The 12,843-nt window shown below is 62.4% G+C and carries 13 protein-coding genes; 6 read left to right on the plus strand and 7 right to left on the minus strand.

All coding sequences use genetic code 11. The features are described 5' to 3' along the window. Positions 1–50: 50 nt before the first annotated feature. The 3 genes from CRO06_RS01575 to CRO06_RS01585 are packed head-to-tail and all read right to left on the minus strand — an operon-like array spanning position 51 to position 3,146. Positions 51–1,049, minus strand: a complete 999-nt coding sequence (locus CRO06_RS01575) for an alpha-L-glutamate ligase-like protein (RefSeq protein WP_022997156.1) — start codon at positions 1,047–1,049, stop codon at positions 51–53. Continuing rightward, positions 1,050–2,591, minus strand: coding sequence for an inactive transglutaminase family protein (locus tag CRO06_RS01580; protein ID WP_022997155.1), 1,542 nt, complete (start codon positions 2,589–2,591; stop codon positions 1,050–1,052). A 9-nt stretch (positions 2,592–2,600) separates the two neighbouring features. Continuing rightward, entirely contained in the window at positions 2,601–3,146 is a 546-nt protein-coding gene (locus CRO06_RS01585) for an ATP-dependent zinc protease family protein (RefSeq protein ID WP_244902751.1), read from the minus strand. Between the two features lie 447 nt (positions 3,147–3,593). Between CRO06_RS01585 and typA the strand changes: the two genes are divergently transcribed. From typA to trmL, 4 genes are all read left to right on the plus strand, one after another. After that, the gene (typA, locus tag CRO06_RS01590) at positions 3,594–5,402 is read left to right on the plus strand and encodes a translational GTPase TypA (RefSeq protein ID WP_097057570.1); all 1,809 of its coding nucleotides are present in this window, start codon (positions 3,594–3,596) and stop codon (positions 5,400–5,402) included. 200 nt (positions 5,403–5,602) lie between these two features. Beyond that, positions 5,603–6,517: a peptidoglycan-binding domain-containing protein gene (locus tag CRO06_RS01595; protein WP_026948520.1), complete on the plus strand. Its 915-nt coding sequence runs from the start codon at positions 5,603–5,605 to the stop codon at positions 6,515–6,517. Positions 6,518–6,700: 183 nt separating this feature from the next. Beyond that, on the plus strand, positions 6,701–6,907 hold the full coding sequence (locus CRO06_RS01600; RefSeq protein ID WP_022997152.1) for a CsbD family protein: 207 nt from the start codon (positions 6,701–6,703) through the stop codon (positions 6,905–6,907). Positions 6,908–6,994: 87 nt separating this feature from the next. Continuing rightward, positions 6,995–7,459, plus strand: a complete 465-nt coding sequence (gene trmL / locus CRO06_RS01605) for a tRNA (uridine(34)/cytosine(34)/5-carboxymethylaminomethyluridine(34)-2'-O)-methyltransferase TrmL (protein WP_022997151.1) — start codon at positions 6,995–6,997, stop codon at positions 7,457–7,459. 42 nt (positions 7,460–7,501) lie between these two features. Here trmL and secB read toward each other — a convergent pair whose 3' ends face one another. Genes secB through CRO06_RS01620 form a run of 3 tightly spaced genes read right to left on the minus strand, consistent with a single transcriptional unit; the run spans position 7,502 to position 8,699 of the window. Beyond that, complete coding sequence (gene secB / locus CRO06_RS01610) at positions 7,502–7,969, minus strand: protein-export chaperone SecB (RefSeq protein ID WP_022997150.1); 468 nt, start codon at positions 7,967–7,969, stop codon at positions 7,502–7,504. Between the two features lie 42 nt (positions 7,970–8,011). Next, positions 8,012–8,266: a glutaredoxin 3 gene (gene grxC, locus CRO06_RS01615; protein WP_022997149.1), complete on the minus strand. Its 255-nt coding sequence runs from the start codon at positions 8,264–8,266 to the stop codon at positions 8,012–8,014. Positions 8,267–8,282: 16 nt separating this feature from the next. Beyond that, positions 8,283–8,699 carry a rhodanese-like domain-containing protein gene (locus CRO06_RS01620; RefSeq protein WP_022997148.1) on the minus strand — a complete coding sequence of 139 codons (417 nt, stop codon included), beginning with the start codon at positions 8,697–8,699 and terminating at the stop codon, positions 8,283–8,285. Positions 8,700–8,773: 74 nt separating this feature from the next. Between CRO06_RS01620 and CRO06_RS01625 the strand changes: the two genes are divergently transcribed. Both CRO06_RS01625 and CRO06_RS01630 read left to right on the plus strand, forming a co-directional pair. Beyond that, entirely contained in the window at positions 8,774–9,958 is a 1,185-nt protein-coding gene (locus tag CRO06_RS01625; protein WP_022997147.1) for a murein hydrolase activator EnvC family protein, read from the plus strand. 51 nt (positions 9,959–10,009) lie between these two features. Then, on the plus strand, positions 10,010–11,302 hold the full coding sequence (locus CRO06_RS01630) for a S41 family peptidase (protein ID WP_097057571.1): 1,293 nt from the start codon (positions 10,010–10,012) through the stop codon (positions 11,300–11,302). A 150-nt stretch (positions 11,303–11,452) separates the two neighbouring features. On the opposite strand, the gene CRO06_RS01635 is transcribed toward CRO06_RS01630, so the two are convergent. Continuing rightward, positions 11,453–12,688, minus strand: coding sequence for a molybdopterin molybdotransferase MoeA (locus CRO06_RS01635; RefSeq protein WP_022997145.1), 1,236 nt, complete (start codon positions 12,686–12,688; stop codon positions 11,453–11,455). Between the last annotated feature and the right edge of the window lie 155 nt (positions 12,689–12,843).

Raw genomic sequence — 12,843 nt, forward strand, 5'->3', positions numbered from 1 at the left:
TCAATGTCGGCCCACTCCAGGCCTCCACGGGAGTGACTTCGCGGAGACGGTTATTCCGTGGCGATATCCTGCGGCTCGGGGGTCGCCACCGCGAAGTGACGTTTAGCGAACAATACCCTCTGCTCCGCCGGCTCCTCGCCATCATCCTTGCCGCGCTGTTCCAAATGGCGCTCAACGATACCGCAGCGGCGCAACAGTCCATCGTCATTGGCAATCTGGATATTCAGACCGGGACGGGCGTTCAGTTCCAGCATCATCGGCCCCTTGTGTTTGTCCAGCACCAGGTCCACGCCGAGATACCCCAGCCCGGTCAGGTCATAGCAGCGCGCCGCCAGCGCCAGACACTCCTCCCAATCCGGGATGGTGACGCCCGCCACCGGATGCGCGGTATCGGGATGGCGGTCGATTTTCAGGTTGTGCCAGGTGCCAGCCAGAGTCACCCCGGTGGCGATGTCCACGCCCACGCCGATGGCCCCCTGGTGCAGGTTGGCCTTGCCATCGGACTGCCGGGTGGGCAGACGCAGCATGGCGAACACCGGATAGCCCTTGAGCACGATGATGCGCACATCCGGCACCCCACCGATACTGATGCGGTCGAACAGGTCAGTGGAGCGGACCCGGTATTCAATCAGCGCGCGATCACGATGACCGCCCAGGGAATAGATGCCGGAAATGATCCCGGAAATGTGAAACTCCATCTCCTCGGGGCTGACCATGCGGCCGGAGACCGTGCGGTAGTAGCCCTCGAAGCGATCGGAGATGACCATGATGCCGTCACCGCCCGCCCCCTGGGAGGGCTTGATGACAAAATCCCCATGGGTTTCCACGATCTCCGCCACCTTGCCGATGCCCTGTTCGGTCTCGATGATGCCGTACATATCCGGCGCCCGGATACCGGCGTCCAGCGCCAGTTTCTTGGTGCGGATCTTGTCGTCCACCAGCGGGTACAAGCGGCGATCATTGTAACGCAGCACATAATCACCGTTACGCTGGTTGATGCCCATCACGCCGCGACGCCGCAGGGCACGCCAGGTCTTCACCCCGAACATTCAGCGCCCCTCTTCGGTCATAGCCCGGAAGCGGACCAGTTCAGTGAGCCGGTAGCCCCGGTAATGGCCCATGAACACCATGAACGCGGCCAGTACCAGAAGAATGCCCGGGAAGGTGAAGACCAGATAGACCAGCGGACTCCACACCATCAGCAAATGACAGAGAATCGCCACCACCAAGGTGCCAATGGCGACTTTCATGGACTGCGGTCCGCCCCGCTCTTCCCAGACAATGGACATCCGCTCGATCACCATGGTCAGGATCACCATCGGGAACAGCGCCACCGACAGCCCCACTTCCAGACCCAGCTTGTAGCTGAACAAACTGATCAGGCCGATCATGATCACCACGAAGGTCAGCACCACCGACAATCGCGCCATCAACTGCAACTTGAGATGTTCCAGATACGATCGTAACGACAGGCCGATGGTGGTGATGAAGGTGAACAGAATCACTCCCCACACCACCTGGGTCTCGCGGAACGCCAGGGCGATCAGCACCGGTGTGAAGGTACCGAGGGTCTCCACGCCGATCAGACTGCGCATCAACAGCACCAGCAGCACCCCCACCGGAATCATGATCAGGATCCGGTGAAGCTGTTGTACCGGTAGCGGCAAATCATAGAGCGAGAAATCGATAAAGCTGGAAACGTCCTGGGAACTCAGTGTCTGCGCCAGTTGCAGAGCACTCATCTCATTCTGGTGAACGCTGAATTTGACCTCCGCGTTGCGGCCACCATCCAGGTTGTACAGGGGCGCCTGCCCGCTCCACCACACCAGACGGTCCTCTGGCAGCCCTTGCTGACCGGTATTGGGGTTGAAGTACAACCAGGCGTTGCCGTTATAGGAGCGCAGCCATAGCTCCGGCTGCTGATTCTGCACCTCGGACAGACGCAGGGTGTATACCGGTTCCGCCGGGATGTGCGCCACCGCCAGCAGCAGGTCCACCACCCGGGCCCGGTTCTCCGGCGTCATGTTCCCGCCCAGCAACAATCGGACATTATCGTTGTCGTCGCGGCTGTTGACCCTTTTGATGGTCTCGCTGATGAAGGTTTCGATATCCGCGGAATGCTGACGAATTGGCGCCAGCAAAGCGTCGGCGGCCACTTTTTCCGGCCCGGACAGTGTCGGGCTGGGACGGAATTGCGGCCCGGGTTCCTTCGCCTGGCCGCCGGGCTCGGCGAAACGGGGAGTGATCAGCAGCCGGTAATACAGACTCTGCTGGCCCTCCACCCGGCGGCTGGACCAGGTCACCACCCGATTGCCGCCCTCACGGCTGACGTTGACGCCATAGTTATTGGAGATGAAGCTTTCATTCAGGGTGGTGAAGCCGCTGTCCAGTGGCGGCACGAACATCCGCACCTTCACCGGGTGGTTTCCCCTGGCCTGGAACTGGACCTGAGCATCCACTACCCAGACCGGATCGGTTTCACTTTCGGTAAGCGGCACTTTCTGAATCAGAATCTGGTAGGCCATGCTGCCTATGCCCAGAACCAACAATGCCACGGCCAGCAGCCGCGCGTGCAGTTTCACAGAACCCATGTTCCAGCCTTATTCGGTTTCTTCGGCCGCCAAGCCGACGGTTTCTTCCTTGGAGCAGGATGGCGCACCCCCGCTCATGGACTGTGCCGGGTCAACCAGAGCCCCCAGCGAAACCAGCGCCTCGGATCCCACCAGCAGCGGGAACCGGAAGTCACTGCGATCGGTCAGATTGACGTCCACCTGCCGGGCCCGGTCACGGACGCACAGCGTCAGTTCCACCACCGGACGACGGCTGTAGCCCGGCGCCCCATCAATCTGGTTTTCGGCACGGCGTTTGATACGCACATGTTTGGATAGTGGCAATTCAAGGGTGCGCCATTGATCCTGCTCCAGCCCGATTTTCTCGCGCTGCTCCGGGACCACCCACAGATCAAAGGATACCCAATCCTGCCCATCCCGCTTGAACGTCCGGATTTGCCGGGCACTGAGCGACGCGGACTGGGCTCCTGTGTCCAGTTTAGCGGGCAACGCGACACCCAGTTCCTCGATCATGACCTCTTCGCTGAGGCCCAGAATGATCTTTCCAGGGTCCTCGCCGTCGGCGACGGCCTTCATGGGCAGGGCCAGACAGACCGCTATCGCCAGTCCATACCCTATGCCGCACGCACACCCAAACCGCATATAACGAATACCTTCCTTGTCCGGGACCGCACGTACCCGGAATCGCATTGGAGAAACGCCGCCACGGGCAGGCTGATATGCCAATCCGGGCAGCCTCGGGAGCCAGGGAGGCTCGAAACGGATCGTCATCGACGGGCAGTGTATGACCGGTACGACCCCGTTTGGTTGCGCCATTCTAGGCGAATGCACAGTGCCTTGAAGCAACAACCGCAAAATCGTGAACCGGGTCGCATTCTCTCATAGCCCGCGGGCGCCGCCCACTATCACCGGCGGCTAGCCGCGGGGCCGACAAGACGGTGGCTTCGGTAGCCAAGGGGGCTGTACAATGCGCTCCCGCCGCGGCCCCGCCACGGCCTTATTACTCGCTTCGGAGCCTGTTTCGTGATTGAACGTCTGCGCAATATCGCCATCATCGCCCACGTTGACCACGGCAAGACCACCCTGGTGGACAAGCTGTTGCAACAGTCCGGCACACTGGGAGACCGCGCCGGCGACGTCGAGCGGGTAATGGACTCCAACGACCTGGAGAAGGAACGGGGTATCACCATCCTCTCCAAGAACACCGCCCTTAAATACGGCGACTACCGTATCAATATCGTCGACACCCCCGGCCACGCCGACTTCGGCGGCGAGGTGGAACGCGTGATGTCGATGGTGGACTCGGTGCTGCTGCTGGTGGACGCGGTGGACGGCCCCATGCCGCAGACCCGCTTCGTCACCCAGAAGGCGTTCGCCGCCGGGCTCAAGCCGATCGTGGTGATCAACAAGATCGACCGCCCCGGCGCCCGCCCGGACTGGGTCATGGATCAGGTGTTCGACCTGTTCGACAATCTCGGCGCCAGCGACGAGCAACTGGACTTCCCGGTGGTGTACGCCTCCGCCCTGAACGGCATCGCCGGCCTGGAGCCGGACCAGATGGCGGAAGACATGACCCCGCTGTTCCAGACCATCATCGACCGGGTACCGGCGCCGGAAGTGGATGCCGACGGCCCGTTCCAGATGCAGATTTCCTCATTGGACTACAACAGCTACCTGGGCGTGATCGGTATCGGCCGCATCAAGCGTGGCCAGGTAAAGGCCAACACGCAGGTGAAGATCGTTGACCGCGACGGTAAGGTGCGTAACGGCCGGATACTGCAGATCATGGGTCATCACGGCCTGGATCGAGTGGATGTCAGCGAAGCTGGCGCCGGCGATATCGTCTGTGTCACCGGTATGGACCCGCTGGATATTTCCGACACGCTGTGCGACCCGAACAATGTCGAGGCCCTGCCGCCACTGACCGTGGACGAGCCCACCGTGAGCATGGTGTTCCACGTCAACACCTCGCCGTTCGCCGGCCAGGACGGCAAATTCGTCACCAGCCGCCAGATCCGTGAGCGTCTGGAAGCGGAGCTCAAGCACAACGTGGCCCTGCGCGTGGAAGAAACCGGCAGCGCCGACCAGTTCCGTGTCTCCGGCCGTGGTGAACTGCACCTGTCGGTACTGATCGAGAACATGCGCCGCGAGGGCTTCGAGCTGGCGGTGGGCCGCCCGCAAGTGATCGTGCGCGAAGTGGACGGCCAGAAGCAGGAGCCTTACGAGAATGTAATGGCCGATGTGGAAGAACAGCACCAGGGCGCGATCATGGAGCACCTGGGCCTGCGCCGCGCCGAGATGACCAACATGGAGCCCGATGGCAAAGGCCGTGTACGCCTGACCTTCGTCGTGCCCAGCCGCGGCCTGATCGGCTTCCGCAGTCTGTTCCTGACACTGACTTCCGGCACTGGCATCCTTAACAGCACTTTCAGCCATTACGGCGAATACAAACCCGGCGACATGGCTCAGCGCAACAATGGCGTGCTGGTCTCCATGGTCAAGGGCAAGGTGCTGGCGTTCGCCCTGTTCAATCTGCAGGAGCGCGGCCGCATGCTGATCGACCCCAACGTGGAAGTCTATGAAGGCCAGTTGATCGGCATCCACAGCCGGGGCAATGACCTGGTGGTGAACCCCACCAAGGGCAAGCAGCTCACCAACATGCGCGCTTCCGGCACCGACGAGAACGTGATTCTCACCCCGCCGGTGCGCTTCAGCCTGGAACAGGCCCTGGACTTCATCGAGGACGATGAACTGGTGGAAGTAACGCCGAACCATCTGCGCCTGCGCAAGAAACTGCTCACCGAAACCGAGCGCAAACGCGCCAGCCGTTAAAATCCCGCCCTATAAACGCCGCCCCGTTTCAGGGGCGGCGTCGATTTTAAGCAATTAGTTTTGCTGTCATATGCACCAAAACAGGCCGGTTTTTAGGCTTTTGGTGAACGTTCTGTAAAAAAGCGCCCGCATGGATATCGACGGCAAAAGAATCCTCCTAATGTCTTTAATTCCACATGGAGGAATTAAGGGACGATACGATGAAACCCTCGCTTTTACTTTTGCCGCTTACCGCCGCCATTCTGGCCACCGGCTGTGCCAGCCAGCAAACCACTACCATGGACAGCAGCGCCGACAACCAGCGCCTGCGCCAACTGGAGCAGGAAAACCAGCAACTGCGTGCCCAATTGGGTAATGAGCAACCCGCCCCCGCTTCTCAATCCCCCGATCTGCTGCCGCCGAACGCCAAGCCGGGGCACTGCTACGCCCGGGTGGTGATCCCGGAAACCTACAAGACGGAAATGGAAAGGGTCATGGTGTCGGCGGAAGACACCAAACTCACCACCACGCCCGCGCGTTACGAAACCGTCCAGGAACGGGTTCTGGTGCGGGAAGCCACCACCAAGCTGATCACCAAACCGGCGGAGTATCGCACGGTCTCCGAGCAGGTTCTGGTCCGCCCCGCCTACACCACCTGGAAAAAAGGGCGCGGTCCGATCGAGAGAATCGATCAGGCCACCGGCGAGATCATGTGTCTGGTGGAAGTGCCGGCGGAATACAAAACCGTCCAGCGCAAGGAGCTGGTGCGGCCCGAACGAGTGGAGGAAGTCACCATCCCCGCCGAATACAAGACCATCGAAGTGGTCAAGCAGGTGGCACCGCCGCAAACCCACAAACAGGTGATTCCGGCCCAATACCGGGATGTTCCGAAGCAGGTGAAGGTCACCGACGCCGACATGGAATGGCGTGAAATCCTGTGCGAAACCAACACCACTCCGGACGTGATCCGCCGCCTGCAACAGGCCCTCAAGGACGAAGGCTATGATCCGACCTGGGTGGATGGTGTTTATGGCAGCCGCACCCGGGCCGCCGTCATCGCCTACCAGAAGGACAATAATCTGCCTTCCGGTCAGTTGACCATGCGTACATTGGAAGAGCTCGGCGTGAAGCTCTGATGCCCCGGACAGCGCGACGGGCGACCCTGCCCGTCGCGCATTTCCCTCCAGCCCTTCCCAGCTTTTACAGAGTTTTCCTCCAACCGTCATCGTCAACCGGTCATAGTCAAAGAGCCGTTGCCGCAGGGCAGCTGGTTCTCCGCTATTCCCCCTTCACCACAACCTTATCTCAGGAGAGACAAGATGAACTGGAACACCATCGAAGGTCGCTGGAAGGAACTGAAAGGCAATGTCCGGGAACATTGGGGCAAACTCACCGACGACGACATCGAGGAGGCCAAGGGTAAGCGTGATGTACTGCTGGGCAAGATCCAGGCAAAATACGGTATCGCCAAGGAAGAGGCGGAAAAGCAAATTGACCAGTGGGTCGATAAACTGAACTCGAAATAAGCGACTTCAGGGCCATCCGGATCGCCTTTCCCCACCCTTCCGGTTAGCGGATGGCTAACGGGCGGCGCCCCGCCGCCCTCCTTTACCATGCTGCATATTGCTCTCTACCAACCGGAGATTCCGCCGAACACCGGCAACATTATTCGCCTCGCCGCCAATACCGGCGCCGGGCTGCACCTGATCGAGCCGCTTGGTTTCAGTCTGGATGAGAAGCGCCTGCGGCGCGCGGGGCTGGACTATTCGGAATGGGCAAGGGTAACCGTGCACCCGGATTTCGAGGCCTTCCTGGCCGCCATGAACGGGGCCCGCCTGTTCGCCCTGACCACCAAGGGCCACACCGCCCCCAGCGATACCCGGTTCGAGGACGGCGACGTGCTGCTGTTCGGACCGGAAACACGGGGCTTGCCCCCGGAGGTTCTGGGCCGGCTGACGCCGGAGCAACGGCTGCGGCTGCCGATGGTGGCCGACAGCCGCAGTCTCAACCTGAGCAACGCGGTCGCGATAACGCTCTACGAGGCCTGGCGCCAACTGGGATATCCGGGCGCGGTGTAAGAATGAGCAGAACAGCCGCGACGTCATCCGCCGGCGCCGTCTTTACTGAACCGTCACGCTTTCGTTGCCTTCCGTTTGCTGTTGACGCTGTTGCTGATACAGAGCGTCGAAGTTCAACGGCTGCAACACCATCTGCGGGAAAGACGCCTTGGATACCAGGTCCGATACCACTTCGCGCACGTAAGGGAACAGCAGATTGGGGCAATAGGCGCCAAGCAGCTGGTTGCGCTCCTCGCCTTCAATGCCGACCAGGGTAAAGATGCCGGCCTGTTTCACTTCCACCAGGTAAAAGGTTTTCTCTTCACCCTCATCCTTGGCGGTCACGGTCACCGTCACTTCCACTTCGTACTCGTTGGAGTCACCAAGCCGGCGGGCATTGTTGTTCAACTGAACATTGACCTTCGGCTTCCACTCCTGCAGGAAAATCTCGGGCGCGCCCGGGCACTCGAAGGAAGCGTCCTTCAGGTACACGCGCTGCAGTTGGAATACTTTTTCCTGTTGATCCGCCATCATTATCTCCATGGTTTGCAAGGCCGCCCCCGGCGACCCGTGTTATCCGGCAAGCAAGGCATCCAGCTTGCCCGCCCGTTCCAGGGCGAAAAGTTCATCGCAGCCCCCCACATGGTGCGGCCCGATCCAGATTTGCGGCACGGTACGCCGGCCGCTGCGCTCCATCATCTCCTGGCGCCCTCCGGCAACACGATCCACGTCGATTTCATGAAGCCGCGCCGCCTTCGACACCAACAAACTTTTGGCCCGCCGGCAGAAAGGACACCACGAGGTGGTGTACATTGTCACCTCGGTCATAGTGTCACCCCGGCCATCAGGCCTTCACCACCGGCAGGTTATCATTGCGCCAGGCGTTGATGCCGCCCTGGATGCGGTAAAGGTTGGGAATCCCCTTGCCGCGCAACTGACGCCCCAGGTGTGACGACTGATTGCCCATTTTGCAGGCCAGAATCACCGGTCGGTCCTTATAGGCCTGTAGCTGCGAAAGCTGATCCATGACCTGCCCGGCGGGGATATTGACACTACCAGCGATATGGCCGGCGCGGAACTCCTCACCGTCACGCAAGTCGATGATCACACCGTTTTGCTGGTTGATCAGATTGGTGGCCAACTGCGGACTGATGGGCTTGCCCCCACGCCGGGACTCAATGGTGAAGAAAACAGCCCACAACAGAAAGAAGGCGGAGACCAGAAGGTAATGGTTGCTGGCAAACTCGATCAAACGATCCATGGTTGCGTTCCTGCCGAGGTAAAATCGGCGCCAAGTATACACATCGGGGGCCGGTTACGGTAAAACCCGCTGCCATGAGACGTCTTTTTCCCCTGCTCCTGCTGTTGAGCCTGGTGGCCCGGGCGGACGACCCGTCCCCCGAGCAACTGGAAGCCCTGAAGGAGCGCATCCGCGAGCTGACCTCGGCTCAGAATCAGGACCTGGAGCGCCGCGACGACCTGCAGGCGAAGCTGCGCGATACCGAAAAACGCATCGGTACCCTGGGTCGTGAACAGCGCCATCTGGACCGGGAGGTCCAGGACGCGGAACAACGCCTGGCCGAGACCGAACAGCGCCAGGCCGAACTGGCGGCGGAGAAAAAGGTTCAGTTGTCTTGGCTGGCCCGCACCGTGCGGGCCAGCTACCAGGCCGGCCGGGAGGAGCGCATCAAGCTGCTGCTCAACCAGGAAGACCCGGAACGGGTGGCCCGGCTGCTACGCTACCAGGAATACTTCCAGCGTGCGCGGCGTGACCGCCTGGTCAACCTGGAAGGTGAGCTGGTCGATCTCCGCCAGGTGGCCCGGGAAGTGGCCGATGCCCGCGCCAACCTGCTGGACCGGCGCACCGCCCTGGCCCGGCATCGCCAGGAGCTGGAAGCCGCCGGCCGTGAACGGGAGAAGGCGTTGGCCGCCCTTGGCCAGTCGCTGGAGAACCGCGGTGGCCAGTTGAACAGTCTGCGAGCGGATCAGCAGCGCCTGGAACGTCTGCTGGAGCAAATGCGCCAGGCCGCCGAACAGGCAGCGCGAGAGAGCGCTCCAAGCGGCCCGAGCCGGCCGGCCGCCAGCGGCGGAACTCCCTTCGGCAAACTGGCGGGCGGTCTGCCCTGGCCGGTGCGCGGCCCCCTACTAACCAGCTACAACAGCCGCCGGGAAGGCGAACTGCGCTGGACCGGGGTCATTCTGGGCGTGGACGAAGGCACCCCGGTACAGGCCGTGCACCCCGGGCGGGTGGTGTTCGCCGACTGGCTGCGCGGTTTCGGTCTGCTCATCATTCTCGATCATGGCGACGGTTACCTGACGCTCTACGGCTACAATCAAAGCCTGCTGCGCCAGGTCGGTGACCAGGTCGCCACCGGCGATGTGCTGTCCCTGGCGGGCCGTTCCGGCGGCAATAGCCGCAGCGCTCTGTACTTTGAAATCCGCCACCGCGGCAAGGCGGTGAACCCGGCGCGCTGGTGCGACCGCCGTGTTACACTGCCGCCCATTGCTCGTAACAACTGATCGCCGTAACAACTGATCACCCGCGCCAACTGACGCCAGGATTAGAGCCTCATGTTGAAACTGCCTCACGCTGTTCTGCGCTCCACTTTGCTCGCTCTTACTGTTTTCGTTCCCACTCTGCACGCCGCCACTACCTCCGAGTCCCTGGATGATCAGGCCCGTGAAGCCGGCGTTCCAGTGACCCAGTTGCGGGCCTTCGCCGAGGTGCTGGAACGGGTGCGCGGCGCCTACATCGAGGAAGTGGACGAGAAGGAACTGCTCAATGCCGCCATTCGCGGCATGCTCTATGAACTGGATCCGCACTCCGCCTATCTGACTCCGGATCAGTTCGAGGATCTGCAGACCACCACCACCGGTGAGTTCGGCGGTCTGGGCCTGGAAGTGACCATGGAAGACGGCTTCGTCAAGGTCGTCACCCCCATCGATGATTCCCCCGCCGCCCGCGCCGGCATCCGCGCCGGCGATCTGATCCTGAAAATCGACGACACCTTCGTCAAGGGCCTGAGCCTGGAAGAGGCGGTGGAGAAAATGCGCGGGGAACGCGGTTCCAAGGTTTCCCTGTCGATCCTCAGCGAAGGCGAGGAACAGCCGCGCACCGTGGTGCTGGAGCGGGACCGCATCAAAGTACAGAGCGTAAGACAGGACACCCTGGAGCCAGGTTACGGCTACATCCGTATCTCCCAGTTCCAGAACAACACCGGCATGGAAACCGGCAAGGCGCTGGAGAAATTGCAGGGGGAAGGCACACTCAAAGGCCTGATCCTGGACCTGCGCAACAATCCCGGCGGCGTCCTGGACGGCGCCGTGCAAGTGGCCGATCTGTTCCTGAACAGCGGTCTGATCGTCTATACCCAGGGCCGCGACGAAGCCAGCCGCAACGACTACCGCGCCCACGCCGGCGACCGGCTGCAAGGTCTGCCTCTGGTGGTACTGGTGAACGGCGGTTCCGCCTCCGCTTCGGAAATCGTTGCCGGCGCCCTGCAGGATCAGGGGCGCGCCGTGATCGTCGGCAATCGCACCTTCGGCAAAGGCTCGGTGCAAACGGTACTGCCGATCAGCGGTGATAGCGCGCTGAAGCTGACCACGGCCCGTTATTACACCCCCGAAGGGCGCTCGATCCAGGCGGAAGGCATCGTCCCGGATATCAAGGTGGAAGTGGCCAGCGTCAAGCTGCTCAAGGAGCATCTGCCACGGGAAGCGGACCTGCCCCATCATCTGATGAACCAGAATGGAGAGAGCGGGCCGGATGCGGAGCCGGATGAGGAACCGCTGGCCAGCCGCGATTACCCGCTGTCCCAGGCGCTGTCGATTCTCAAGGGGATTACGCTGGCGGGGAAACGCTAGAAGACCGCTTCCCACAGACCGGCCTAAGAAGCCGCTGTGGGAAGCGGCCTTGGCCGCGAATGCCTCCGGGCCTTTGTCCACTCGCTTGCAAGCAAGCTTCCCACAGCGGCTTCGTGGCAAGCTCTGAATTCATCTTTCCAGTCACCCGAATCACCGCAACGGCAGCCAGCGCACCACCGAGCCCGCGCGCCAGGCGTCATCACCAGCCGGCACCCAGGCCAGCACATCGGCGGCCATCAGGTTGGACAGCATATGCGACGCCTGGCGCGGTAACGGCGCCAGTGCCGTGGCACCGGTGAGGGGGTCGGTTTGCAACCGCATACGCAGCCACTGATCGCGGCGATCGTCCGGACGCGCGTCTTCGAGTAAGCGGGCATGGCCCCAGGGCGGCCCCGCCGGATCGCCTTCCAGTACCCGCAGCACTTCCGCCACGTGCACCGTCAGCCCCACCAGCACCGCCGCCGGATTGCCCGGCAACCCGATCAGCGCGGTGCCTTCCCGGGTCCCGAACCACAGCGGCTTGCCCGGCTTTTGCGCCAGCTTCCAGAAGTGCCTGGCCACACCCAGCCGTTGCGCCGCTTCCGGTAAATAATCCCGGTCACCCACAGACACGCCGCCGGTGGTGATAACCACGTCCGACTCCGCCAGCGCCTGCTCCAACGCCTGGCAAACGTCCTCGAAACGATCCGCCACCGCCAGGCAGCGCACCAGCGGCTGCCCGCGCTGCGCCAGCCAGCCACGCACCAGCGGCCCGTTGGCGTCATAGATTTGTCCGGGCCTCAGCCGCTCGCCCACGGGTTTGACCTCGTCCCCGGTCACCAGCACCGTCACCCGCGCTTTCGGATGCGTGTTCACATCGGCCACCCCGGCCATGGCCAGCGCCGCCAGACGGCCGGCATCCAGCCGCGTGCCAGCGGCCGCCAATTCCGTGCCGCTTTGCAACTCCTCACCCCGGCGACGCAGGTCCGTCTCCGGCGCCACCACGCGATCGACCCGGATGGCACCTTCCTCGCGGACCACCCACTCCTGTCTCACGATGGTATCGGCCCCCGGCGGCACCGGCGCGCCGGTCAGAATGCGCATGGCGCAACCCGGCGCCAACGCTGTTTCCGTGCTTTGACCGGCGGGAATGTCGCCACTGAGGGTCAAGCGCACCGGACTATCCTGCGTGGCCATGGCCAGATCGACGCTGCGTGCCGCATAGCCGTCCACCGCGCTCTGATCGAACAGCGGCAGGTCCACCGCCGCCCGCGCCGGGGCCGCCAATACCTGCCCCAAGGCCGCCTCGACCGGTTGCTCCCGGGCCGGCAGCGGGGTCAACACGCGCCGGTACGTGGCCAGGGCCTCGGCCACCGGCAGCAGTCCCGGCGTGGTCCCGCATCCCATCAGAGATTCTCCTTCAAACTGGTCTTGGGAACGTGAATTCAGAAATGGCCACAAAGCCGCTGTAATCGGATGGACTCGCCCTCGCCGAGGCGTCTAGGCGCCACGGTGGCATTCTAAACATGTCAACGACAGCGAGGGCGAGCCCATGAAACAGC

This window comes from Alloalcanivorax xenomutans, assembly GCF_900217905.1.
Taxonomy (GTDB): Bacteria; Pseudomonadota; Gammaproteobacteria; order Pseudomonadales; family Alcanivoracaceae; genus Alloalcanivorax; species Alloalcanivorax xenomutans.